We start from the raw sequence: 23281 nt of genomic DNA, 5'->3' as shown, positions 1-23281 counted from the left end.
CGGAACTGGTGAGCAGCCAGTAACCGAACGGGGCCAGCCGGTCGTGCGCCCCGCAGGGATCTTACGACTACAGCGAGCGGTGATGTGGGTGCGGCACGTATTCTATGAGGTTCGGGTTTATACCTTCAGGTATCGATTTGCACCCGTGTATTCGAGCGACACCTGTCCGGCTGGGGGCACACCTCGGACGGACGCCTGGTACCAGGTGTTCCGTACCGCCCGTATGCTCGGCGATCGGCAAGGATTGTCCGACGACGCTCAGCGGAGGCTCGCGCGTGGCGGTACGCGCAGGCGGCACCGGGGTCCTGGCGGCTCCGGCAGTTGTCGACGCCGTGGCCCACCGCTGGTGGCAGATCACCGACGAGACCTGCTTCGTCCCGATGAGCTCCGCCGAGGTCGAGGCCGAGCTCCGCGGGCACACCGCGCGCCTCCTCCGGTCGCTCTCGACGGTGCCGTTCCGGAGCGAGCCCGCCCGGGAGGTCGGCGCCGCGCTCGTCGCCCGGCACTTCGCCGCGCCCGAGTTCATCGGACGCACGGTCGAGTTGTTCGACGATGCGGTGCTCGCGCCGCTGGGCGTCCCGACCGCCTCGCGGGCCCGCCGTCCGGCCGCGCCGTCCGGATCGGACGGTCTGGTGCGACCGGGCGCCGTCGACCGGTCGTCGCGGCTCTCGGCGCTGCGCGCGGCCCTGGTGGCCGGTTACACCGAGGCGTTGCGCTCACAGACGCTCGCTCAGCAGGAGGAGCTGCGCCGGGCCGACCTGGCGGCGCGGGCCGATCTGGAGGCGGCGTCCCGGGCCCACGCGGCCCGCTTCCGCGCCGTGTTCGACAACGCGGGCGTCGGCATCGCGATCAGCGAGTGGGACGGCACGATCCTGGAGGCCAACCCGGCGTTGCGCCGGATGCTCGGCTACACGCTCAAGCAGTTGCGTCAGCGCCGGCTCGACGACCTGGTGCACCGCGACGGCGCGTTCGCCGGCCCGACCGAGGTGGGGTTGCGCGGCGACGCGGTGGTGCCGGTGACCGGTGAGCGGCCGCTCGTCGTCAACGGCGGTGGCGTCATCTGGGTGCAGTTGACGACGTCGGTCATCACACCGGGGGAGACCACGGCCGAGGACGGCGAGCCGGGTACCGCGCTGGCCCTCCTCGACGACCCGAAGCGCACCCGGTACCAGCTCACGGTCGTCGAGGACGTCACCGAGCGGCGCCGGATGCGGGCCCGCCTGGTGCACCAGGCGCTGCACGACCCGCTCACCAGCCTGCCGAACCGGGCGTTGTTCTTCGACCGGCTCCGCGAGGTACTGGTCCGCACCGCGCCGCGTGACCCGGTCGGTGTGCTCGTCATCGACATCGACGGGCTGGCGGCGGTGAACGACAGCCTCGGGCACGAGGCCGGCGACCAGATCCTCGCGTCGGTCGCCGACCGCCTGTCCGAGGAGGTGGCCCGCGCCGGTCACCTGGTGGCCCGCATCGACGGCGACGACTTCGCGGTGCTCGTCGGCCCCGGCGGGTACCGAGGCTCGGCCGACGCGCTGGCCCGCCGGGTGCTGGCCGTGCTCGCCCGCCCGTTCGCGGTCGGCGCGCACGCGATCCCGGTCACCGCGACGATCGGCGTGGCCGAGGTCGACGCGGCCGGGGTGGACGCGTCCGGCCTGCTGCGCGCCGCCCAGACCGCACTGGAGTGGGCGAAGGCCGACCCCACTCGCTCCTGGGCGGCGTTCGAGGCCGGCCGCGGCGAGCAGGAGACCGCCCGGCGCCGCCTGGCCGCCGCGATGCCGGCCGCGCTGGAGAGCGGGGCGTTCCAGCTCGAGTTCCAGCCGATCGTCGGGTTCCCGGACGATTCCGTCCGCGCCGCCGAGGCACTGGTGCGCTGGAACCATCCCCGGTTCGGCATTCTCGAGCCGGCGCAGTTCATCCCGCTGGCCGAGGAGACCGGCTTCATCGTCCCGCTCGGGCGCTGGGTGCTCTCCGAGGCCTGTCGGCAGGCCGCCCGCTGGCCCAGCGTCGGGAGCAGGCCGCCGCTGGTGAGCGTCAACATCGCCGCGCGGCAGGTGGCCGACCGGTCGCTGCTCAACGACGTCGCGGTGGCGCTGAGCCGGTCCGGTCTCCCGCCGGAGGCGCTGCAGTTGGAGATCACCGAGAGCGCGATCGTCGGCGGGGCCGAGGCGCCCACCGAGGTGCTCCAGGCCTTGGCCGGTGAGGGCGTCGGCATCGCGATCGACGACTTCGGCTCCGGGTACTCGAACCTCTCGACGCTGCGTCACCTGCCCGTGCGTGAGCTGAAGCTGGCCGGCACCAGCGGCGTCGGCACCGACGACATGGACGTCGACGTGGTCGGCGCGCTGGTCGGGCTCGCCCACGCGCTCGGCTTGAGCGTCACCGCCGAGGGCGTGGAAACGGCCGGACAGGCCGACCGTCTCCGCGCCCTGGGCTGCGACGCCGGGCAGGGCTGGTACTTCGCCGGCCCGATGGCCCCGGACGAGTTCGCCGCCTCGCTCGGGTGAGGCCCAGGTGGCCTAGCCCTCGCTCGTCGTGCGTTGCCATGTGACGAGCACCACGGTGGCGATGCGGGCGGCGTGCAGGCGCACCCCACGCTTCTCCGGATCGTCCTCGGCCGTGAGCCACGGACCGGCCACCGCGGTGCCGGTCGCGAGCGTCCGGCGGCACGCGTTGACGAGCAGCGTCCCGGCCGCGGCCGGGAAGAGCTCACTGGCCGTACCGCGCACGACCCGGTCCCGTGGCCGGCCGAGCCAGCGCAGCGCGGACCGGTTGGCGTGGTCGACCTGGAAGTCGGCCACCGCGCCCCGGTCGGTCGGCACCGGGCTCAGCACGAGCGCCGGGTCGCCGAACGCGTCGAGCGCCCGGTCGATCCAGTGCGCCCGGCCGTTCTCCGCGCCGCCGATCCCGGATCGAGCCACGACGTCGGCCGCGATCTGTACGAGCTTCACGTTGGTGCTCTGCGAGAGGCTGACGAGCCGCGCGAACGCGCCCTCGTCGTCGACGCCGTAGCGCTCCATGAACACGCCTTTGGCCTGTTCGATGACGGCTCGGCGACTCATTGCTTCGCGGAGGCCGTCGAGCTCGGCTCGGACTTTCAACAACTCGTCGCGCAAATTTGTGACGTCGCCCGGGATTGCGGGATCGCCCGCAGGACCCGCTGAAACCACTACCCAGCCACCCCTCCCCAATAGGGCGGCTGGCTGCTCAACCGTGTTCCCGAAGATGTGCGCTGCCATTATGCCGACCGAGGTCGAGTGGTGGTGCAACCGTCCCCGGTCGACGGTCGCGAACCTCAGTTCAGCAGCCAGCGGACCCCGAGCAGAAGGCACGTGAGGGCGACGAACGCGAAGAGCGCGACCCAGAGCAGAGGGTGCAGCCCGGTGAGCCGGGCGAGCTGATCGGCGTCGGAATGGGGGGCCTGTCCGCGACGGCGGAGCCGTTGCAGCTCCACCACCGGGCGGGCGCCGCCGAGCAGCAGGAACCAGGTGAACGCGTAGGCGAACCCGGCCTGCACCTCGGGCGTGCCGAACCAGGAGACGACGAACACCAGCCCGCCGGTGACCGCCACCGAGAGCACACCGTAGAAGTTGCGGATCATCACCAGCAGGGCGACCAGGCCGACGATGGCGAGCCAGAGCATCGCGGTGATGTGCCCGGCGGTGAGCAGGGCCGCGCCGAGCAGGCCGAGCAGCGACGGCGTGATGTAGCCCGCGACGCCGGTGGCGACCATGCCCGGCCCGTACGGCTTGCCCTTGGAGACCGTGACGCCGGACGTGTCGGAGTGCAGGCGGATGCCGGTCAGGCGCCGGCCGGACAGGACGGCCGCCGCCGCGTGCCCACCCTCGTGGGCGATCGTCACGACGTTGCGGGAGATCCGCCAGACGGCGTGCGGGACGATGGCGACCAGCGCGAGTACCGCGGCGGTGAGGACGAGCCAGCGCGGTGGATCGGGTTGCGTGCCGAGAACGTTGTTCCAGACCTCGCTCAGGCTCCGCTCGTCCACCCGGTCCCCGTCTGTCGCGTACGCCGTCGCGGGCAGGGTCGCACATGCCCACCACTCACGGGCGAGCGGCCTTGATGACCGGGTGGCTTTAGCGTGAGATAATCCTTTTTCAGTGGTATTAGGGCTTTCGGGGTTCGAGGGGGAAATGATGCGGGAACATTCCGCCGGTGGCGCGACCGGCGGCCGGATCGCCGTCGTGGGGCTGTTCGCCGCCCTGGCCGGCGGCCTGCTCTGGGCTCCGGCCGCCGACGCCGCCTCGGACCGGGCGACGGGCACCGGCGACGCCGGGGTGGTCCGGCCGGAAACCGTGCCCGTCCTCGGCAGTAGCTGGACGCTGCGTCGCAGCGGAGAAGTAACGGTGACCGTGACGGTTGCACCGGACCATGACAACGACTCCGGGTCGGGCGATGCCGACATGGCCGATGGGTCCAGCTGAACCTGACCGTTGCGCCGAATCTGTGCACCTTTCCGGGAAGAGCGCTCAGTGGGTCCTGCATGATGTGATCGCCCAAGCTGGGACGACACTGCCGGGGAGGTGCGCGTGGCCGAAGTGACGAGGCGGCGCATCGCCGGGGTTCCGACCCGGCTCTGGCCGCTGGTTCTCGTCACGGGCGCCGTCGGCATCGCCGGCACCGAAGCGGCCATCACGGTCACCGGTGCCCGGCTCGCCCCGGGCTGGCTGATCCCGGTGTTCATCGGCCTGTTCCTGGTCGGTGAGGCCACCCAGCTGCACGTCCAGCTCCGCCGCGAGACGCACTCGTTCTCGATCTCCGAGATCCCGCTCGTGCTGGGGCTCTACTGGCTCTCGCCGTTGGCGCTCGTCATCAGCCGGCTCACCGCGGTGATCGTGGTCAACGCGGTCCGCCGCACCACGCCGCACAAGTTCGTCACGAACTGCACCGTGGCCGCCGCCGAGACCGGCGTCGCGGTCGCGGTGTTCGCGTACATGAGCCCGCTCGACACGACGAAACCGCTGCTCTGGGTGTCGGTACTGCTCGCGGTGGGCCTGGCCGACCTGGTCAGCTTCGCGGGCATCCTGGCCGCGATCACGCTCTACGAGGGGCGACCGGCGCCGGTCGCGGTCACCCGCCTGGTGATCGCGTCGATCTCCGTCGGTGTGCTCAACACCACTGTCGGCCTCGTCGTCCTGATCGTGCTCAAGGTCAACATGGCGGCGCTGGCGCTGCTCGTGGTGCTCGCGGTGGTGCTGGTTGCCGGTTACCGCGCGTACGCCCAGTTCCTGGCGCAGCACAAGAGCCTGGGCGAGCTGTACGGGTTCACCCGGGCGGTTTCGACGGCCCGCCAGGAGAACAGCCTGGCCGACACCATGCTCACGCGGGTTCGCGAGCTGCTGTCGGCCGAGTCGGCCACGCTGTGGATGCCCGCACTGGGCCGCCACCCCGAGACCGCGCTGGTGGCCCGGGTCGACCAGGCCGGCCTGATCGACGAGCAGATCGGCGAGGACCCGATCCGCCGCCGCGTGCTCGACACCGGCGTCACCGTGCACCTCGGCCCCCGCGGCACCAACGCCGACCTGCGTCTGCGCCGGGCGCTACGCGGACGCGAGGTCAAGGACCTCATCGTCGTCCCACTGCGCTCCGGGACCGCCGTCGTCGGCTGCCTCGAGGTGGCCGACCGGCTCCACGACCTGGCGACGTTCGGCGCGGCCGACGTCCGTCTGCTGGAGACGCTCGCCGCGCACGCCGCCGTCGCGGTGGAGAACTCGCGGCTGGTCGAGCGGCTGCGTTACGACGCCTACCACGACACGACGACCGGGCTGCCCAACCGGCGGCGCCTGGTCGAGGCGGTGGAGGCCGCGATCGCGGTCGACCCGGTGCCCGACGAGGTCGTCGCGCTGCTGGAGTTCGACATCGACGCGCTGCGCGGTGTCAACGAGACGCTCGGGCACAAAGCGGGTGACCGGTTGCTCGCCGAGGTCGGTGGCCGGCTCCGGTCGCACGCCCCCGACGGGGCCCTGGTCGCGCGGCTGGGCGGCGACGAGTTCGCGGTCCTGCTCCGGGCCTCCGGCGTCGAGAGCGTGGTGGCGCTCGCCGCCGAGCTCCGCCGGGTCGCGATCGAGCCGTTCCCGCTGGAGAACTTCACGATCGAGGTCGGCGCCGCGGTCGGCGTAGTGCTGTTCCCCGATCACGGCGACGACAGCGAGTCGCTGTTCCGCCGGGTGGACGCGGCCACCGACGCGGCCAAGGCGTCCCCGCGGGGCGTCGCGGTGTACGCGACGACGATGGAGTCGCGCAGCGTCCACCGGCTGAGCCTGGTGCCGGAGCTGCGCCGCGCGATCGAGCAGGACGAACTGACCGTGCATTACCAGCCCAAGGTCGCGCTCTCGTCGCGCGAGCTGATCGGCGTGGAGTGCCTGGTGCGCTGGGAGCATCCCGACCAGGGCCTGCTGATGCCGGGCGAGTTCGTGCCGGTCGCCGAGCACACCGGGCTGATCGGGCCGCTCACCCGTTGGGTGCTGCGTGCCGCCCTCGCCGAGTGCCGGCGCTGGCAGGAGCGCGGCCGCCCGCTGGGGGTGTCGGTGAACCTCTCGGCCCGCACGCTCGAGGACCCGGACTTCCCCGACGACCTGGACGCGCTGCTCGACGAGGCCGGCGTCCCGGCCTCGCAGCTGACGCTCGAGATCATCGAAGGTGGTGCGCTCACCGACGCCGAGCGTCCGTTGGTCACCCTGCGGCGGCTGGCCGAGCGCGGCGTGCGCCTCTCCCTCGACGACTTCGGTGTGGGCACGTCGTCGTTCAGCTACCTGCGCACGATCCCGGTGCACGAGATCAAGATCGACCGCTCGTTCGTGCTCGGCATGAACACCGACGCGGCCGACCTGGGCATCGTCCGCTCGATCGTCGGGCTCGGACAGCACCTGGGCCTCTCGGTCGTAGCCGAGGGCGTCGAGAGCGAGCGGGCCCTGGTCCATCTCGAGGAGATGGGCTGCGACATCGCCCAGGGCTTCCTGTTCGCCCGGCCGCTGCCGCCCGACCGGCTCGAGGCCTGGGTGACGGCGCGGACCGCGTCCGCGGACCCCTCCACCGACGCCGACGAGGCGACGCGCCGGTTGCGCGTCGTCGGCCAACACGGATAAGTGCTGGTCGACGCGGTTTTCCGCACGACGAGCGATACCGATTTCGCATCCGGTGGGGCGGCCGTGTAATCTTTGCAGCGGCTCGCAAGGCCCCCTTAGCTCAGTCGGCAGAGCGTCTCCATGGTAAGGAGAAGGTCTACGGTTCGATTCCGTAAGGGGGCTCCGATCCCGACCTAGGTCGGTTGCCCGGCAGTGAAGCTCGCTGCCAATGGCGGTGTAGCTCAGATGGCAGAGCAAGCGGCTCATAATCGCTGTGTCGCCGGTTCAAGTCCGGCCACCGCTACCGTGCCAGGTAAGCTTGTAGGTCGAGCACCGAACCCGATTACGTAGAAAGAGGCACTTCCGTGGCCGCCACCGACGTCCGACCGAAGATCACGATGGCTTGCGTGGAGTGCAAGAACCGCAACTACATCACCAAGAAGAACCGGCGGAACGACCCCGACCGCCTCGAGGTGAAGAAGTTCTGCCCGAACTGCGGCAAGCACCAGCCTCACCGCGAGACCCGCTGACTTTCCGCGCGGCTCAGCGCCCAAGCGTCCCGAATGGCGCCGCCCCTCTGGGGTCGGCGCCATTCGCGCGTGGTGGCGCCTGTGCTGGGCGCGGTGCTCGCGCGCTGTTGGGTCCACGCTTCTAGGTGCGCGCTATGGGTGCGCGGGCCGTGGATCGCGCGGGTCGTTGGTAGCACGTGCCGTCCGATTCGGCGCTTGACCTCCGCGCCGCGTTCCTGTCCGCGCCTTACCTCCCGCCCTGGGCTCCGACCGGGCCCCCGCCGCCTGACCTGGAGCCCACGCCACCTAGCCCCGCTGTCCATGCATCGGCCCCGCCGCCCACGCGACCTAGCACTGCGTGCACTGCTGCTCGGCGCCGCATGGTTTCTGGTCCGGCTTCCGCGAGACCTCCAGGCGGCCCTGCCTGCTCCGGGTCTTGTGCATCTCGCGCCTCGTCCGTCCCTGACCTAACGCGGCCGACAGAGGTACACAGTTGGCGAGGTCGAAGAGCGGGTGCGTCTACGAGGTCGAGCCGGTGACGAGCGGGCGATGTCATCGCGCACGGCGCCGTGTCACGACTCGTGATCTTGCGCGCCGTACTTCTGCGCGCGGCTCCTTAATCGTCTCGTTTCCCCGGCTTCCCTTGCGCATCACGACCGCATGGCCCGCTGGCCTCCCGAGTGCCGTGCCTCGCACATGACTCGGCCCTCCACGTTCCGTGCTTCTTGGTGTCCCACGTGCCCCGGTCTTCTCCGCCCCTGGGGTCATCTTGCGTCCCAGTTGGCACGCACTCCTCTCAGGTCGCACCAAGCGCTGGCATCGTGGTTCCGAACCAGGCTGAGGTACGTCTGGCTACCGCGAGCACCTCATGTCTTGCGTGCTCTGCGACCTCTCCCTCTCGCGCGTTCTGCGCCCTGTACGCCGCATTGCGCGCCTCAGGTGCCATCGCCGGAGCCTCGCCCGGCCCGACACCCACCGACCCCCGCGCCCCTCCCTGCGCGCTACCGCTCCGGTGCCCTACTGCTCCGTGCCCTGCCGCGCCCTACGCCCTTCGGTCCCACGCCTGAGTGGGCCGCACATACATCGACGCGCCATGACTACGTCGCAGTTCCGAGCCCGCACCCACACCCGATGTCGGCACCCCTCCGTCCGACCGGCAACCGCGCCCTCCCGGCGAATCACAACACGGTGTGGGCTGCGCCTCCGTTCCTGCTCGAACGGGACGGACCCGCTCGGGTTACCGGTAGGTTGCGTGAAAACCGACCCCGAAGGAGGCGCCGTGGGCGACCGGATCGACGTAGCGCTGGTGGGCGCTTCGTGAGCGCCGTGGATGCGATCGGGCGCAGGTACCCGAAGTCCGCTCCCTATGAGGTCGGACGCGAGAAGATCCGCGAGTTCGCCGAAGCCATCGGGGACACCAACCCGGCCTACCTGGAACCAGCCGCCGCTCAGAAACTCGGCCACCCCGACGTCATCGCGCCGCCGACGTTTCCGATCATTTTCACGATGCGGTCGACGCGGCCGGCGGTGTTCGATCCGGAGGTCGGCATGGACTACGCGCGCGTCGTCCACGGGGAGCAGCGGTTCGTGTACACCCGGCCGGTTCGGGCCGGGGACCGCCTGGTGTGCGAGACGGAGATCGAGGACGTGAAGCTCCGCGCCGGCAGCGTTTTCCTGTCGATGCGCACGGACGTCACGACCGAGGACGGCGAACCGGTGCTGGCCGCGTACGCGCTGATCGTGTCCCGCGCCGCCGAGAAGGAGGGCTGATGGCCGCGTCCGTCTCCTACGACGACGTCGAGGTCGGCACGGAGCTGCCGCCCAAGACGTTCCCGATCCAGCGGTCGAACCTGGTGCAGTACGCCGGGGCCTCCGGGGACTTCAACATCATCCACTGGAACGAGCGGGTCGCGGTCTCCGTCGGGCTGCCGAACGTCATCGCGCACGGCATGTTCACGATGGCCGAGGCGAGCCGCATCCTCACCGAGTGGGTCGGCGACCCGGGCGCGGTGGTCGACTACGGCGTGCGGTTCACCAAGCCGGTTCCGGTGCCGGACGACGACCTGGGCGCGACGCTCGAGGTCACCGCGAAGGTCTCGGAGAAGCTCGACGACCGGCGCGTGAGCGTGGACCTCACCGCCCGCGCCGGCAACGACAAGGTCCTCGGCCGAGCCAAGGCGATCCTTCAGCTCGCCTGACGACGAGCCCCGCCACGGCGGGGCTCCTTCGGGGCTTGACTAAGTAGTGATTGGTCAATAACTTAGGCCGCATGACAACGCGACTGAGCGCCGACGAGCGACGCAAGATGGTGCTCAGCGCCGCGTTGAGCGAGTTCGCCCGCGCTGGGTTCGACGGCACCAGCACCGAGACGATCGCCCACCGGGCCGGTATCAGCCAGCCCTACCTCTTCCGCCTTTTCCCCAACAAGAAGGCTCTGTTCGTCGCCGCGGTCGAGCAGTGCTTCCGGCTCGTCCTCGACACGTTCGAACAGGTCACCGAGAACCTCGCCGGCGAGGACGCGATGGTGGCGATGGGGGAGGCCTACGGCAAGCTCATCGCCGACCGCGACCTCCTGATGCTCCAGATGCAGGCCTACGCCCGCTGCGACGTACCGGAAATCCGCGACGCGACCCGCGACGGCTACGGCCACCTCTGGGAAGCCGTCGCGCGTATCGGCGGCTGCGACGAGGACTCGATCCGCGAGTTCTTCGCCCGCGGCATGCTCTGGAACGTCGTCGCGGCGATGCAGCTGCACGACCACGACGCACCGTGGGCGCAGATGTGTCTGCCCGAGGAGATGCGTGGGCAGCTGAAGTTCGCGTAGTCCGACGAGTCCCGGCCCGCCCGGGACTTTTCTTTGATCGTTGAAGTTAGTGACCGATCACTACTTGGGAGCCGAGAATGCCATCCAGCACCACCACCCGCTGGACGTTCCTCGTCACCACGCTCGCCGCGTTCATGGTGTCGCTGGACAACCTGGTCGTGACGACCGCGCTGCCGGCGATCCGCACCGCGCTCGACGCCGACCTCGCCGATCTGGAATGGACCGTCAACGCCTACACGCTGACGTTCGGCGTCCTGCTGCTCACCGGAGCCTCGCTCGGTGAGCGCTTCGGCCGGCGCCGGATCCTCGGGCTGGGCATCGCGCTGTTCACGGTGGCGTCCGCGCTGGCCGCGGTCGCGCCGAACATCGGCACGCTGATCGCCGCCCGCGCGGTGCAGGGTGTCGGCGGCGCGATGATCCTGCCGCTCACGCTGACGATGCTCTCGGCCGCGGTGTCGCCGGAACGACGGGGAGCAGCGCTGGGTGTCTGGGGCGCGGTGTCCGGGCTCGGCGTCGCGTTCGGGCCGCTCGTCGGCGGCGCGATCGTGGACGGCTGGGCGTGGCAGTGGATCTTCTGGATCAACGTCCCGGTGGGCCTGGCGCTGGCGCCGATCGCGCTGCGCCGCCTGTCGCCCGACCGCGGTGTCGCGCAGCGGCTCGACCTGCCCGGCCTCGCGCTCGTCACGGTCGGTCTGTTCGGCGTGGTCTGGGGGCTCGTCCGGGGCAACGCGGCCGGTTGGGGAAGCCTCGAGGTCGTCGGCTCGCTGATCGTCGGTGGGGTCGTCACGGCGCTGTTCGTCGCCTGGGAGGCGCGCACCGAGCACCCGATGCTGCCGCTGCGCCTGTTCCGCGACCGTGGGTTCGCCGCGAGCAACGTCACCGCGCTGCTGTTCAGCTTCGGGATGTTCGGATCGATCTTCCTGCTCGCGCAGTTCCTGCAGACCGTGCAGGGCTCCGGGCCGTTCGAGGCCGGTCTGAAGATGCTGCCCTGGACGGCGATGCCGATGCTCGTCGCGCCGCTGGCCGGGCCGCTGTCCGACCGCATCGGCGGGCGTCCGCTGCTCGTCGTCGGGCTGCTCATGCAGGCGGCCGGGCTCGCCTGGCTGGCCGCGAACATGTCGGCCGACACCGCCTACTCGATGCAGTGGCCGGCGTTCGTGGTCTCCGGCATCGGGATGGCGCTGTTCTTCGTCCCGATCGCCAACGTGGTGCTCAGTTCGGTGCCGCAGCAGGACACCGGCGTCGCGTCGGGTGCGAACAACGCGATCCGCGAGATCGGCGGGGTGTTCGGGGTGGCGGTGCTGGCCGCGGTGTTCTCGCACACCGGCAGCTACGCCTCGGCGCAGGAGTACTCCGACGGCACCAGCGTCGCGACCTGGGTCGGCGCCGGCGTGGTGCTGGCCGGAGCGGTCGCCGCGCTCTTCGTGCCGGGCCTGAAGCGATCCGCCCCCGAGCCCGCGGCGCCCGCCCCCGCACCCGCGCCCGCGCCGATCCCGGCCTGAAGCGGGCCCCGTGCGGTGGTCACGGAATGAGTGCTTGCCGCTGGCCCCGCACGGCGCCCGTCCCACGGTGTTCAGTGGATCGGCGTGAACAACGAAGGCCCGGTGTCGACGCACCGGGCCTTCGGCAGGTCAGTGAGCTTCGGCGAGAAGCTTCTGGAGGCGGCTGACGCCCTCGACGATGTCGTCGTCGCCGAGCGCGTAGGACAGCCGGAGATAACCGGGCGTGCCGAACGCCTCGCCGGGGACGACCGCGACCTCGGCCTCGTCGAGGACCACCGAAGCGAGCTGCGCGGACGACTCGATCGTCACGCCGCGCAGCGAGCGGCCGATCAGCCCCTTCACCGACGGGTACGCGTAGAAGGCGCCCTTGGGCTCCGGGCAGAACACACCGTCGATCTCGTTGAGCATGCGGACGATCGTCTGGCGGCGCCGGTCGAACGCGACCTTCATCTCGTCGACGGCGGACAGGTCACCCGAAACGGCGGCCAGCGCGGCCCGCTGCGCCACGTTGCAGACGTTCGAGGTGGCGTGCGACTGCAGGTTGGAAGCAGCCTTCACGACGTCCGCCGGGCCGATGAGCCACCCGACGCGCCAGCCGGTCATCGCGTAGGTCTTCGCGACGCCGTTGAGGATCACGGTCTGGTCGGCGAGTTCCGGGACGGCCTTCACGATCGAGACGAACTCGGTGTCGCCGTAGACGAGGTGCTCGTAGATCTCGTCGGTGATCACCCAGATGCCGTGCTCGAGCGCCCAGCGGCCGATCTCCTCGACCTGCGCGGCGGTGTAGACCGAGCCGGTGGGGTTCGACGGCGAGCAGAACAGCAGCGCCTTCGTGCGCGGCGTGCGGGCGGCCTCGAGCTGCGCGACGGTCACCAGGTAGTCCTGGGTCTCGTCGGCGATCACGTCGACCGGGACGCCGCCGGCCAGGCGGATCGCCTCCGGGTAGGTGGTCCAGTACGGCGCGGGCAGGATGACCTCGTCACCGTCGTCGACGAGCGTCGCGAACGCCTCGTAGACGGCCTGCTTGCCGCCGTTGGTGACCAGGATCTGGTTCGGGGCGACCTCGACGCCGGTGTCGCGCAGGGTCTTGGCGGCGATCGCCTTCTTCAGGTCGGGCAGCCCGGCGGCCGGCGTGTAGCGGTGGTTCGCCGGGTCGCTGCAGGCGGCGATCGCGGCCTGGACGACGTAGTCGGGGGTGGGGAAGTCGGGCTCACCGGCGCCGAAGCCGATCACCGGACGCCCGGCCGCCTTCAGGGCCTTGGCCTTGGCGTCAACGGCGAGGGTGGCGGATTCGGCGATGGCGCCCACCTTGCTCGAGATGCGGCGGGCGGGGCTGGTGTCTGCTGCGGTCATGTCTCTTACTCTGGCAGACGCGTCACCCGCGTTGCGGGGCACCGGTTTGGGATAAACGTCGCCCACCCCGTAGACTCTTCGTTCTGGGGCGCGCTGACGCCCGACCCGCCACCCACGGTTGGACGGCGGGTTGTCGTCGCGCTTGCCTTCAGGCAAGGATGTACGTGCGCCACTCTGGTGGGGCACAAAGGGGTGTAGCTCAATTGGCAGAGCAGCGGTCTCCAAAACCGCAGGCTGCAGGTTCAAGTCCTGTCACCCCTGCGCAGAACACACGTGACGACGGACTTGGCTGGGAACGACCGACGACGGAAGAAGGCAGATCCGGTGGCGGACAGTAAGGGCAGCGCCCAGGATGTCGCTGCCGAAGAGCGGTCTGCATCCGACGACACGCCGAAGCCGCCGAAGACGCCACGAGGCGGCGGCAAGGGTCCGGGTGACAACGGCCCGCGCAAGGGCACCAAAGAGCGTCGCCCCAACCCCATCTCCCGGTTGATCCGCTTCATCCGCGAGGTCGTGGCCGAGCTGCGCAAGGTCATCTGGCCGACGCGCAAAGAGTTGATCACCTACACGTCGGTCGTCGTCGTCTTCGTGACGGTCATGACCGCGATCGTGTGGGGTCTGGACGCCGGTGTTGCCAAGCTGGTGATGTGGGCGTTCGGAGCCAACAGCGACTCCTAGGTAAGTCCGAGGCCGGCCCGCTACCTGGGTTGGCCTCGTCTTGCGTCCGCGTGCGGAACAATGGATCAACACCCACAGACAGAGAAGAGCCATCGCGTGCCCGACTACGACGAGGAATACCGCCTTCCCGAGGGAGGCGAGACCGAAGCCCTGTCCGATGACGCCGAGGCGTCGGCCGACGTCGAGGCGGTCCAGGCTCCGGCTCCCGTGGCTGAGGTTGACGAAGACCCCGTGGAGGAGCTGCGCCGCGCTCTGCGGATGGCCCCCGGCGAGTGGTACGTCGTGCACTCCTACGCGGGCTATGAGAACAAGGTCAAGACGAACCTCGAGAGCCGCATCAACTCGCTGAACGTCGAAGACTTCATCTTCCAGATCGAGGTGCCCACCCAGGAGGTCACCGAGGTCAAGAACGGCAAGCGGCAGCAGGTCCAGTCGAAGGTCTTCCCCGGCTACCTGCTGGTGCGGATGGAGCTGACGCCCGAGTCCTGGTCCGCGGTGCGCAACACGCCGGGCGTGACGGGTTTCGTCGGCGCCACCTCGCGTGCCGACCGGCCGAGCCCGCTGAGCCTCGAAGAGGTCGTGAAGATCCTCGCGCCGACCGTGCAGAAAGAGGTCAAGGCGCCGGTCAAGGTCGTCGACTTCGAGGTCGGCGATTCGGTCACGGTCACCGAGGGCGCGTTCGCCACGCTGCCGGCGTCGATCAGCGAAATTAATCCGGACGCCCAGAAGTTGAAGGTGCTGGTCTCGATCTTCGGCCGCGAGACGCCGGTCGAGCTGAACTTCAACCAGGTCTCGAAGATCTAAGTTTCCTCCGGAGATACCGGGGGTCTGCAGTAAAGCCCAGGAAGCCCAGGAAGATGCCTCCCAAGAAGAAGAAGCTTTCCGCGATCATCAAGCTCCAGATCAAGGCCGGCGCCGCGACGCCGGCCCCGCCGGTCGGCCCCGCGCTGGGTCAGCACGGCGTGAACATCATGGAGTTCTGCAAGGCCTACAACGCGGCCACCGAGTCGCAGCGGGGCGACATCGTCCCGGTCGAGATCTCGGTGTACGAGGACCGGTCGTTCACGTTCGTCACCAAGACCCCGCCGGCTGCGCGGCTGCTGCTCAAGGCCGCCGGTGTGCCGAAGGGCTCGGGCGAGCCGCACAAGACGAAGGTCGCCACGGTCACGCAGGAGCAGGTCCGGCAGATCGCCGAGACCAAGATGGTCGACCTCAACGCGATCGACATCGACCAGGCCGCGAAGATCATCGCCGGCACTGCCCGGTCCATGGGCATCACGGTCCAGGACTGAACTGAAGAAGTCGTGGGAGAGCCGGGCGCGGCTCACTAACCACGGACTCCATAGCCACTAGGAGCAGAAATGCCACGCAGCAAGGCGTACCGCGCAGCCGCGGAGACGATCGACAAGACCAAGCTCTACAGCCCGCTGGAGGCGGCGCGGCTGGCCAAGAGCACCAGTACCACCAAGTACGACGCGACCGTCGAGGTCGCGATCCGGCTGGGCGTCGACCCGCGCAAGGCCGACCAGATGGTGCGTGGCACGGTCAACCTGCCGCACGGCACCGGTAAGACCGCTCGGGTCATCGTGTTCGCGGTGGGCGACAAGGCCGCGCAGGCCGAGACCGCCGGCGCCGACGCGGTGGGCTCGGACGACCTGATCGAGCGGATCCAGGGCGGGTGGCTCGACTTCGACGCCGCCATCGCGACCCCGGACCAGATGTCCAAGGTCGGCAAGATCGCGCGGATCCTGGGCCCGCGCGGCCTCATGCCGAACCCGAAGACGGGCACGGTCACGCCGGACGTCACCAAGGCCGTGAACGAGATCAAGGGCGGAAAGATCAACTTCCGCGTCGACAAGCAGGCCAACCTGCACCTCGTCATCGGCAAGGCGAGCTTCGACGACACGAAGCTGGTCGAGAACTACGCGGCCGCGCTCGACGAGATCAACCGGGCGAAGCCGTCGGCGGCGAAGGGCAAGTTCCTGAAGAAGGTCACCTTCACCACCACGATGGGCCCGGGCATCCCGGTCGACCCGAACCGCGCGCGCAACCTCACCGAGGAAGACCCCGCGGTCTGAATTCCCTGAGCGAAAAAGGGCGGCCCCAGCGGGGGTCGCCCTTTTTCGTGTTTCGCTGGAGTTCAGGTACGCTTTGAAGCGACATTCCACCGAAGACCGCTGGTCGCTGCGCTCGCGCAGCCGAAGGTCCCGCTGAACGCGGGCGACCCGCGCAGGCCGGACGGTCGCTCGTAGGACTTCTTAATCCTGTGTGCTGCCCCGTGCGCCCTGCGCCGGGGCGTCTCTCGTTTCAGGCGGGTGTGACCAGCCCGAGTTACGAGAGAGGAGGCCCATGGCTGACACGCAGGTTCGCCCCGACAAGGCGTCCGCGGTGGCTGAGCTCGCCGGTGGATTCCGCGACTCGTCCGCAGCGGTGCTCACCGAGTACCGCGGTCTGACGATGGCGCAGATGACCGAGCTGCGTCGCTCGCTCGGTCGCGAGACGACCTACGCGGTGACCAAGAACACGCTGGCCAAGATCGCCGCGCGCGACGCCGGTATCACCGACATCGACGAGCTGCTGACCGGTCCGACCGCGATCGCGTTCGTCAAGGGTGACCCGGTCGAGGCCGCCAAGGGCCTGCGGGACTTCGCGAAGGCGAACCCGCTGCTTGTCGTCAAGGGTGGTGTCCTCGACGGGAAGAAGCTTTCCGCCGACGACATCAAGAAGCTGGCCGACCTCGAGTCGCGCGAGGTTCTGCTCGCGAAGCTCGCGGGCGCCATGCAGGCGAAGATGGCCCAGGCGGCCGCGACGTTCAACGCGCTGCCCACTCAGCTCGCCCGGCTCGCCCTGGCGCTGCAAGAGAAGAAGGCCGCCGAAGGCGGCTCTTCCGAAGCGGCTGCTTCCGAAGAGGCCGCTCCCGAGGCGTGAGCCTCGCCCCATCGAATTCAACCCTGAAAGGAACCGCCTGACATGGCGAAGCTCAGCTCGGCCGACCTGCTCGAGTCGTTCAAGGAAATGACGCTCATCGAGCTCTCCGAGTTCGTGAAGCTCTTCGAGGAGACCTTCGACGTCAAGGCCGCCGCTCCGGCTGCCGTCGCCGTTGCCGGCCCGGCCGGCCCCGGTGCCGCCGCTGAGGCCCCCGAGGAGAAGGACGAGTTCGACGTCGTCCTCGAGTCGGCCGGCGAGAAGAAGATCCAGGTCATCAAGGAGGTGCGTGCCCTCACCAGCCTCGGCCTGAAGGAGGCCAAGGACCTGGTTGACGGCGCGCCCAAGCCCGTCCTGGAGAAGGCCAACAAGGAGACCGCGGACAAGGCCAAGGCTCAGCTCGAGGCCGCCGGCGCCACGGTGTCGGTCAAGTAAGTCTGCCGTACACAAGAACGCCCGCCCCGGTTCTCCGGGGCGGGCGTTTTTTCATGCCTGCTTGCGCCAGCGATCGGTCAACGCCCCGTAGACGAAGATCGGGTTACCGACGAGGTACCGCTTCCAGAGCCGGCGCGGCTCGGTGGCCAGCCGGTACGCCCACTCCATGCCGTACTTCTGCACCGCCGCCGGCGCCGAGGGCTTGTTCCCCGCGTGGAAGTCGAACGCGGCGCCCACCGGTACCACCGTGCAGTTCAGCCGCTTGGTGTACGCGGCGACGAACTCGTCCTGCCGGGGCGTGCCGAGCCCGACCCAGAACACGTCCGGCTTGGCTTCCTCGACGCGAGCCACCAGCTCGTCGGCTTCCTCCGGGGTCAGTGCCCGGAACGGCGGGGATTCCACCCCGACGAACTCCGCGCCGGGGAAGCGCTCACCCAGCTTCTCCGCCAGCTGCTGCACCGTGGAGGGCGAGGCCCCGTAGAGGTAGTGCTTGAGGTTGCGTGTGCGGCCCTGGTCGATCACGTCGGCCATCAGGTCCGGACCGTAGGTACGCGCGTTCATGTCGGGGTACCCGCGGCGCCGGCCAACCATCGCGACGTAGTGACCGTCGGCGAAGTTGATGTCGGCGTCGTTGAGCAGGGCCCGGAACTTCTCGTCCCGGACCGCCAGCGACAGCGTGTACGCGTTGCACAGGTGCGTGGCCCGGGCCTGGCCGTAGTGCGAGTCGACGACCAGATCAGCCGCCGGCTGACGGGTGACTGCTTCGATATGGACACCGCAGCACACGAACGTGCCCGGCCGCGTAGACGTCGTCATAGCTATCGGAGCTTAGTTGCCCGAGCCTCAGCGACGAAAAGTCGCCTGGTGCTCCAGGAACCACTCGTAGACGCCGCGGATGCCGTCGCGGAGCTCGACGGTGGGCTCCCAGCCCAGCGCCTTGATCCGGGACACGTCGAGCACCTTGCGCGGCGTGCCGTCGGGCTTCGACGTGTCGTGGGTGAACTCGCCCTCGTAGCCGACGACGTCCGCGATCATCTGCACGAGCTCGTCGATCGTCACGTCCTCGCCGACCCCGATGTTGATCGGCGCCGGGTCGTCGTAGCGCTCGAGCAGCACGAGGCAGGCACGGGCCAGGTCGTCGGTGTGCAGGAATTCGCGCCGCGGTGTGCCGGTGCCGTAGATCGTGAAGGACTTCTCGTCGCGGGCCTCGTGCATACGACGCATGACCATCGGCATCACGTGCGCGCCGGGGATCTCGAAGTTGTCACCCGGCCCGTACAGGTTCGTCGGCATCGCGGAGATGAAGCTCCGGCCGTACTGGCGGCGGATCGCCTGCACCTGCATCACGCCGGAGATCTTCGCGATCGCGTAGGCGTCGTTCGTCTCCTCCAGCGGCCCGGTGAGCAGCGAGTCCTCCCGGATCGGCTGCGGCGCGAACTTGGGGTAGATGCAGCTCGAGCCGAGGAACAGGAAGCGCGTGACACCGAACTCGCTCGCGGCGTCCAGCAGGTTGGTCTGGATCCGCAGGTTGTCGGAGAGGAACTCCGCCGGGTACGTCGAGTTCGCGAAGATGCCGCCGACCTTCGCGGCGGCGTCGATGACGTACTCGGGTTTCACCTCGTCGAAGAACGCCCGCACCGACTCGCGGTCACGCAGGTCGAGCTCCTTCGACCGGCGTCCGACCAGGTTGGTGAAGCCGACCGACTCGAAGTACCGCCAGAGCGCCGAGCCCACGAGCCCGCCGTGGCCGGCGATGTAGACCCGAGCGTCACGGGGGACCGGGTGGTGGAACAAGGCGTGTCCTCTCCGGGTAGTAACGTCTGGCGCCAGCGTATCCAAGCCTGTGGAGAGCCACTCGCCGTGAAGATCGTGATCGCGCACAACCGCTACGTCTCAGCCAATCCGTCGGGTGAGAACACGGTCGTCGACCTGGAATCACGGCTGCTCGCCGAGGCCGGCGTCACCGTGCTGCCGTTCCAGCGCAGTTCCGACGAGATCGCATCCCTCTCCAAGGGCCAGAAGGCGTTCCTGCCGATCTCGCCGATCTACGCGCGGCAGGCGCAGCACTCGCTCTCCGCTCTGCTGACCTCCGAGAAGCCGGACGTCCTGCACCTGCACAACCCGTACCCGTTGCTGTCGCCGTGGGTGATCCGTACCGCGCACGCCCACGGTGTGCCGGTCGTCCATACCGTGCACAACTTCCGGCAGGTCTGCGCCAACGGCCTGTACTTCCGGGACGGGCACGCCTGCCACGACTGCTTCGGCAAGTCGTTCCCGTACCCGGCGGTGCAGCACTCCTGCTACCGCGGCTCCAAGGCGCAGAGCGCGCTGATGGCGACCACGCTCTCGGTGCACCGCGGCACGTGGCACTCCGTCGACCGGTATCTGGCGCTCACCCCGGCGATCGCCGAGCACCTGCGGTCGTTCGGCATCGAGGATTCGCACATCACGGTGAAGCCCAACGGCGTCCCCGACCCTGGCCGGCACTCCGGGGCCGGGAACGGGTTGCTGTTCGTCGGCCGGTTCTCGGCCGAAAAAGGCCTCACGCTTCTGTTGGACGCCTGGCAGCGGCACGCCGAGGGGTCACTGGGCACCCTCCGGCTGATCGGCGACGGACCGCTGGCCTCGTCGGTGGCCGCCGCGGCGGCCGGGCGCAGCGACATCGAGCTCCTGGGGCGCCGCACGCACGACGAGGTGCAGGAGGCCATGCGTACGTCGGCGGCCCTGGTGACGCCCTCGACGTGGGACGAGGTCTGCCCGATGGTGGTGGTGGAGGCGCTGGCCAACGCCCGCCCGGTGCTGGCCACCGCGATGGGCGGCCTGCCCTATCTGGTGGGGGACACCGGGGGGTGGACCGTTCCGCCGGAAACGGACGCGCTTGCGTCGATCCTCCCGCGGGTGGTGGCCGAGGCGCCGGGTCTGGCCGACGGCGCTCGGGCCCGGTACGAAGAGAAGTTCTCCACAAAAGTCACCACGGCCGCGCTGATCAGCGTGTACGAGGAGCTGGCTTCGAAGTTTCCTTCGAAGTTCACAGGATAAGAGTGGATATAGCTGGCGAGTACCGTCAGTAGCTCGGACAACGCAATGCGAGAATCAACGGGACCGATGCAGAAGCATCGCGTCCACTGTGCGGTAGCGCTACGGGGCAACGGCGCTGCCGTTCAGCAGTACACGTACGCACAGCGACCCGGAGGATTCAGCACAGCCGTGGTGAACCAGCAGCGCGTCAGCCCCGCCTTTCCGGTGCTCGATCCCGATCGATGGACGAGCCGCCACACCCGCTTCGCGACGATCGGCGCGGTGATCGTCGCGATCGCCTGGCTGCTCGAAGCCGCCCAGAACAACGCCGCGAACGGTACGCGCGCCGCGGTCGGAGCCGCCCTCGCGGTGACCGTCGCCGGGTTGGCGCTGACGCTGCGCGGAGTCACCTGGTCGGGCCTGGCCGTCGGCGGATTCGTGGTGTTCAGCGGCATCATGTCGTGGACCTGGACCACCACACGCGAGGTCACCTGGTCGGTCTACGTGATCGGCGCGCTGCTGCTGATCGCGTGGACGTTCCCCTGGGTCCGGGACGCGGTCCGGCTCCCGCGCCTCGGTGCGTCGTGGCTCGGCCTGGCGTACTGGCCGCTGGGCATCATCTCGGCCCTGCTGACCGCCAACGTCTCGATCGCCGGCCAGCGCGTCGCGTACTTCGGGGTGTCGGCAGTCGCCGCGCTCGGCATCCTGGTGGCGCTGCGGCGCACCGGGCGTGACCCGTCGATCGGCGTCGTCACCGCGTTCCTGTTCGCGATCGCCGCGCTGTTCCTGGTCGGCTCGGGCAACCTCCTCGACGACGCCCACGCGGTGCCCGACGGGCCCTGGGGATCGGCGATGACCGGTCGGTTCTGGGGCGGCCCCGGCCTGCTGTACCACCCGAACTCGCTCGCGTTGATCGGCGTACTCGTCACGTTGCGGATCGCGCCCGACCGGTCGTTCGCCCGCTGGCAGCGGTGGGCGGTGATGGGCGTCACCGGGCTGGTCATCCTGCTCACGAACTCGCGGACGGCCTGGCTGTTCCTGGTCTGCGCGGCCGGCGTGCACCTGCTGGTGCTGGCCCGTAAGCAATGGTGGGCGCGCCGTGGCGCGGTGGTGCCCGACGACGGGCTGCCGGAGCGCTCCTCGTTCCGCGAGGCCGTGGTGGCCGCGGTCGTGCCGATCGTGCTCGTCGGCATGGTGTTCATCGGGATGGGCGGGGTGTCCTCGCTCTTCCAGAGCCGCTACGACAACACGGTGACGACGCCGAGCACCGCGACCGAGGTGAAGGACTACACCAGCGGCCGGTTCGACACCTGGAAGCAGGTGATCGACGAGTTCGACACCGACTCCGTGGTCGCGAAGCTGTTCGGCAACAACTCCGACCCGCGCGGTGCGGTGGTCCGGGACGACACCGGCCCGGTGGGGGAGCGGCCGGAGCTCACCACCGACAACTCGGCGATCGGCGCGCTGCGTCGCGCGGGCGTCCTCGGGTGCGTCGCGTTCCTGTTCGGGCTCGGGTTGCTGCTGTGGCGCGGGCTTCGGCGGGGGGCGCCGGCATGGTTCACGATCACGGTCGTGGCGTCGCTGGCCACGATCCCCTGGGCCGACTGGCTGCTCGGCGGCGTCGGCGGCACGTTCTGGATCTTCCTGCTCGCGGCCGAGGCCTGGATCGCGTTCGGCTCGGCCGCGCAGGGCACTGATCGGCGTCCCACGGCTCCATCGGAGGCCGCGGCTAGGCCGGCCTCCCCGGCGGTCCCTCCGGTCGCGCCCGCGTCGTCGTCGCCGGGGTCCGCTCCGGTCGACGCGCCGGCGCCGGCGGCGCCCCGGGAGCCGGTGCCCGGGCAGGCCGGCGCTTCCGCCGGCCGCTGAGCGGCGTCTGACACCACGAAGGCCGCGCTCCCCCGGGGGCGCGGCCTTCGTCGTCGGGCTGGGGTGCTCGGGTCAGCTCAGCGGTCGTCCAGGCGGACGGAGCGGCCGGAGAGCTGGTCGTCGAGCTGCTGGATGTCGGCGTCCACCATGATCTGGGCGAGCCGACGCCAATCGGTGCTCGCTTTCCACCCGAGCTGCCGTTCGGCCTTGCCCGGGTCACCGATCAGCGCGTCGACCTCGGCCGGGCGCTCGTACCGCGAGTCGTGCTTGACGTACTTCTCCCAGTCGAGCCCGGCGTGCGAGAACGCCGCATCGACGAAGTCGCGCACGGTGGCCGGCACGCCGGTGGCCAGCACGAAGTCGTCGGGCTCGTCCTGCTGCAGGATCCGCCACATGCCCTCGACGTACTCCGGGGCGTAGCCCCAGTCGCGTACCGCGTCGAGGTTGCCGAGGAACAGGTCTTCCTGCAGCCCCTTGGCGATCCGGGCCACCGCCCGGGTGATCTTGCGCGTCACGAACGTCTCGCCGCGGCGCGGGGACTCGTGGTTGAACAGGATGCCGTTGGTGGCGTACATCCCGTACGACTCGCGGTAGTTCACCGTCAACCAGTACGAGTACATCTTCGCGACGCCGTACGGGCTGCGCGGGTGGAACGGCGTCTGCTCGTTCTGCGGGGGCGGCGTCGAGCCGTACAGCTCGGACGTGGACGCCTGGTAGAAGCGCGTCTCGATCTTGGCCGCCCGGATCGCTTCGAGCAGCCGCGCGGTGCCCAGCCCCGTGGTGTCGCCGGTGTACTCCGGGATGTCGAAGCTCACCCGCACGTGGCTCTGCGCCGCCAGGTTGTACACCTCGGTCGGCTGGATGTCGCGGATCGAGTTGACCAGCCCACTGGCGTCGGTGACGTCGCCGTAGTGCAGGAACAACCGGCGGTGCGCCTCGTGCGGGTCCTGGTAGATCGCGTCGAGCCGCTCGGTGTTGAACATCGACGCGCGGCGGATGATGCCGTGGACCTCGTAACCCTTCGCGAGCAGCAACTCGGCCAGGTACGAACCGTCCTGCCCGGTGATGCCGGTAACGAATGCCACACGCCTGGGG

At 69.7% G+C, this 23281-nt stretch carries 22 protein-coding genes and 3 tRNA genes; 19 read left to right on the top strand and 6 right to left on the bottom strand.

Going from position 1 to position 23281, the window contains the following annotated elements; all coding sequences use genetic code 11:
- Positions 1 to 275 precede the first annotated feature (275 nt).
- A complete protein-coding gene (locus tag CRYAR_RS37170; RefSeq protein WP_169745140.1) occupies positions 276 to 2501 on the top strand; it encodes a putative bifunctional diguanylate cyclase/phosphodiesterase in 2226 nt (741 codons plus the stop codon).
- Between the two features lie 12 nt (positions 2502 to 2513).
- On the opposite strand, the gene CRYAR_RS37165 is transcribed toward CRYAR_RS37170, so the two are convergent.
- The gene (locus CRYAR_RS37165) at positions 2514 to 3056 is read right to left on the bottom strand and encodes an ANTAR domain-containing protein (RefSeq protein WP_169745139.1); all 543 of its coding nucleotides are present in this window, start codon (positions 3054 to 3056) and stop codon (positions 2514 to 2516) included.
- A gap of 233 nt (positions 3057 to 3289) precedes the next feature.
- Entirely contained in the window at positions 3290 to 4000 is a 711-nt protein-coding gene (locus CRYAR_RS37160) for a M50 family metallopeptidase (RefSeq protein WP_035857855.1), read from the bottom strand.
- A gap of 148 nt (positions 4001 to 4148) precedes the next feature.
- Here CRYAR_RS37160 and CRYAR_RS37155 point away from each other — a divergent pair, with 148 nt between their 5' ends.
- The 9 genes from CRYAR_RS37155 to CRYAR_RS37115 all read left to right on the top strand — a co-directional run bounded on the left by CRYAR_RS37155 (position 4149) and on the right by CRYAR_RS37115 (position 11911).
- Complete coding sequence (locus CRYAR_RS37155; protein WP_157018353.1) at positions 4149 to 4436, top strand: hypothetical protein; 288 nt, start codon at positions 4149 to 4151, stop codon at positions 4434 to 4436.
- A 105-nt stretch (positions 4437 to 4541) separates the two neighbouring features.
- Positions 4542 to 7097, top strand: a complete 2556-nt coding sequence (locus tag CRYAR_RS37150) for a putative bifunctional diguanylate cyclase/phosphodiesterase (protein ID WP_035869310.1) — start codon at positions 4542 to 4544, stop codon at positions 7095 to 7097.
- Between the two features lie 89 nt (positions 7098 to 7186).
- Positions 7187 to 7259 (top strand) — tRNA-Thr (locus CRYAR_RS37145).
- 48 nt (positions 7260 to 7307) lie between these two features.
- Positions 7308 to 7380: transfer RNA gene (locus tag CRYAR_RS37140), tRNA-Met, on the top strand.
- Positions 7381 to 7474: 94 nt separating this feature from the next.
- Positions 7475 to 7606: a 50S ribosomal protein L33 gene (gene rpmG / locus CRYAR_RS37135; RefSeq protein ID WP_240746576.1), complete on the top strand. Its 132-nt coding sequence runs from the start codon at positions 7475 to 7477 to the stop codon at positions 7604 to 7606.
- Positions 7607 to 8902: 1296 nt separating this feature from the next.
- Positions 8903 to 9355, top strand: a complete 453-nt coding sequence (locus tag CRYAR_RS37130; protein ID WP_035857852.1) for a MaoC family dehydratase N-terminal domain-containing protein — start codon at positions 8903 to 8905, stop codon at positions 9353 to 9355.
- Positions 9355 to 9783 carry a MaoC family dehydratase gene (locus CRYAR_RS37125; RefSeq protein WP_035857851.1) on the top strand — a complete coding sequence of 143 codons (429 nt, stop codon included), beginning with the start codon at positions 9355 to 9357 and terminating at the stop codon, positions 9781 to 9783. Before CRYAR_RS37130 ends, CRYAR_RS37125 begins: the two co-directional genes overlap by 1 nt.
- Before the next feature lie 71 nt (positions 9784 to 9854).
- Entirely contained in the window at positions 9855 to 10409 is a 555-nt protein-coding gene (locus tag CRYAR_RS37120) for a TetR/AcrR family transcriptional regulator (RefSeq protein ID WP_051571430.1), read from the top strand.
- Positions 10410 to 10486: 77 nt separating this feature from the next.
- The gene (locus CRYAR_RS37115) at positions 10487 to 11911 is read left to right on the top strand and encodes a DHA2 family efflux MFS transporter permease subunit (RefSeq protein ID WP_035857850.1); all 1425 of its coding nucleotides are present in this window, start codon (positions 10487 to 10489) and stop codon (positions 11909 to 11911) included.
- Positions 11912 to 12040: 129 nt separating this feature from the next.
- Here CRYAR_RS37115 and CRYAR_RS37110 read toward each other — a convergent pair whose 3' ends face one another.
- Complete coding sequence (locus tag CRYAR_RS37110; RefSeq protein ID WP_035857849.1) at positions 12041 to 13264, bottom strand: pyridoxal phosphate-dependent aminotransferase; 1224 nt, start codon at positions 13262 to 13264, stop codon at positions 12041 to 12043.
- Between the two features lie 188 nt (positions 13265 to 13452).
- Here CRYAR_RS37110 and CRYAR_RS37105 point away from each other — a divergent pair.
- The 7 genes from CRYAR_RS37105 (at position 13453) to rplL (ending at position 17302) form a co-directional block, all read left to right on the top strand.
- Positions 13453 to 13525 (top strand) — tRNA-Trp (locus CRYAR_RS37105).
- Between the two features lie 63 nt (positions 13526 to 13588).
- A complete protein-coding gene (gene secE, locus CRYAR_RS44725; RefSeq protein WP_157018351.1) occupies positions 13589 to 13942 on the top strand; it encodes a preprotein translocase subunit SecE in 354 nt (117 codons plus the stop codon).
- Positions 13943 to 14038: 96 nt separating this feature from the next.
- Entirely contained in the window at positions 14039 to 14746 is a 708-nt protein-coding gene (nusG, locus tag CRYAR_RS37095) for a transcription termination/antitermination protein NusG (protein WP_035857848.1), read from the top strand.
- 53 nt (positions 14747 to 14799) lie between these two features.
- Positions 14800 to 15234: a 50S ribosomal protein L11 gene (rplK, locus tag CRYAR_RS37090; protein WP_035857847.1), complete on the top strand. Its 435-nt coding sequence runs from the start codon at positions 14800 to 14802 to the stop codon at positions 15232 to 15234.
- A 69-nt stretch (positions 15235 to 15303) separates the two neighbouring features.
- Complete coding sequence (rplA, locus tag CRYAR_RS37085; RefSeq protein WP_035857846.1) at positions 15304 to 16020, top strand: 50S ribosomal protein L1; 717 nt, start codon at positions 15304 to 15306, stop codon at positions 16018 to 16020.
- 271 nt (positions 16021 to 16291) lie between these two features.
- Entirely contained in the window at positions 16292 to 16870 is a 579-nt protein-coding gene (gene rplJ / locus CRYAR_RS37080; RefSeq protein ID WP_035857845.1) for a 50S ribosomal protein L10, read from the top strand.
- A 42-nt stretch (positions 16871 to 16912) separates the two neighbouring features.
- On the top strand, positions 16913 to 17302 hold the full coding sequence (rplL, locus tag CRYAR_RS37075) for a 50S ribosomal protein L7/L12 (protein WP_035857844.1): 390 nt from the start codon (positions 16913 to 16915) through the stop codon (positions 17300 to 17302).
- A gap of 51 nt (positions 17303 to 17353) precedes the next feature.
- On the opposite strand, the gene CRYAR_RS37070 is transcribed toward rplL, so the two are convergent.
- Together CRYAR_RS37070 and CRYAR_RS37065 are read right to left on the bottom strand one after the other, a co-directional pair.
- Positions 17354 to 18118, bottom strand: coding sequence for a WecB/TagA/CpsF family glycosyltransferase (locus CRYAR_RS37070; RefSeq protein ID WP_035857843.1), 765 nt, complete (start codon positions 18116 to 18118; stop codon positions 17354 to 17356).
- Between the two features lie 27 nt (positions 18119 to 18145).
- Positions 18146 to 19096, bottom strand: coding sequence for a GDP-L-fucose synthase family protein (locus CRYAR_RS37065; protein ID WP_035857842.1), 951 nt, complete (start codon positions 19094 to 19096; stop codon positions 18146 to 18148).
- Between the two features lie 66 nt (positions 19097 to 19162).
- On the opposite strand from CRYAR_RS37065, the gene CRYAR_RS37060 reads away from it, so the two are divergent.
- On the top strand, positions 19163 to 20341 hold the full coding sequence (locus CRYAR_RS37060) for a glycosyltransferase family 4 protein (protein ID WP_035857841.1): 1179 nt from the start codon (positions 19163 to 19165) through the stop codon (positions 20339 to 20341).
- Positions 20342 to 20509: 168 nt separating this feature from the next.
- On the top strand, positions 20510 to 22186 hold the full coding sequence (locus tag CRYAR_RS37055) for an O-antigen ligase family protein (RefSeq protein WP_035857840.1): 1677 nt from the start codon (positions 20510 to 20512) through the stop codon (positions 22184 to 22186).
- 77 nt (positions 22187 to 22263) lie between these two features.
- Here CRYAR_RS37055 and gmd read toward each other — a convergent pair whose 3' ends face one another.
- On the bottom strand, positions 22264 to 23271 hold the full coding sequence (gene gmd / locus CRYAR_RS37050) for a GDP-mannose 4,6-dehydratase (protein WP_245620584.1): 1008 nt from the start codon (positions 23269 to 23271) through the stop codon (positions 22264 to 22266).
- Between the last annotated feature and the right edge of the window lie 10 nt (positions 23272 to 23281).

Origin of the sequence: Cryptosporangium arvum DSM 44712 (genome assembly GCF_000585375.1) — a bacterium.
Classification (GTDB): domain Bacteria; phylum Actinomycetota; class Actinomycetes; order Mycobacteriales; family Cryptosporangiaceae; genus Cryptosporangium; species Cryptosporangium arvum.
This window is presented reverse-complemented; position numbering and strand designations above follow the sequence as displayed.

What these genes read in the sequence shown, in the direction of transcription:
- CRYAR_RS37070 (WP_035857843.1), bottom strand. Translation starts at nt 18,118, where the DNA reads ATGACGACGTCTACGCGGCCGGGCACGTTCGTGTGCTGCGGTGTCCAT.
- rplK (WP_035857847.1), top strand. Translation starts at nt 14,800, where the DNA reads ATGCCTCCCAAGAAGAAGAAGCTTTCCGCGATCATCAAGCTCCAGATC.
- rplA (WP_035857846.1), top strand. Translation starts at nt 15,304, where the DNA reads ATGCCACGCAGCAAGGCGTACCGCGCAGCCGCGGAGACGATCGACAAG.
- rpmG (WP_240746576.1), top strand. Translation starts at nt 7,475, where the DNA reads ATGGCTTGCGTGGAGTGCAAGAACCGCAACTACATCACCAAGAAGAAC.
- CRYAR_RS37110 (WP_035857849.1), bottom strand. Translation starts at nt 13,264, where the DNA reads ATGACCGCAGCAGACACCAGCCCCGCCCGCCGCATCTCGAGCAAGGTG.
- CRYAR_RS37115 (WP_035857850.1), top strand. Translation starts at nt 10,487, where the DNA reads ATGCCATCCAGCACCACCACCCGCTGGACGTTCCTCGTCACCACGCTC.
- rplL (WP_035857844.1), top strand. Translation starts at nt 16,913, where the DNA reads ATGGCGAAGCTCAGCTCGGCCGACCTGCTCGAGTCGTTCAAGGAAATG.
- CRYAR_RS37155 (WP_157018353.1), top strand. Translation starts at nt 4,149, where the DNA reads ATGCGGGAACATTCCGCCGGTGGCGCGACCGGCGGCCGGATCGCCGTC.
- CRYAR_RS37120 (WP_051571430.1), top strand. Translation starts at nt 9,855, where the DNA reads ATGACAACGCGACTGAGCGCCGACGAGCGACGCAAGATGGTGCTCAGC.
- CRYAR_RS37165 (WP_169745139.1), bottom strand. Translation starts at nt 3,056, where the DNA reads ATGAGTCGCCGAGCCGTCATCGAACAGGCCAAAGGCGTGTTCATGGAG.
- CRYAR_RS37125 (WP_035857851.1), top strand. Translation starts at nt 9,355, where the DNA reads ATGGCCGCGTCCGTCTCCTACGACGACGTCGAGGTCGGCACGGAGCTG.
- rplJ (WP_035857845.1), top strand. Translation starts at nt 16,292, where the DNA reads ATGGCTGACACGCAGGTTCGCCCCGACAAGGCGTCCGCGGTGGCTGAG.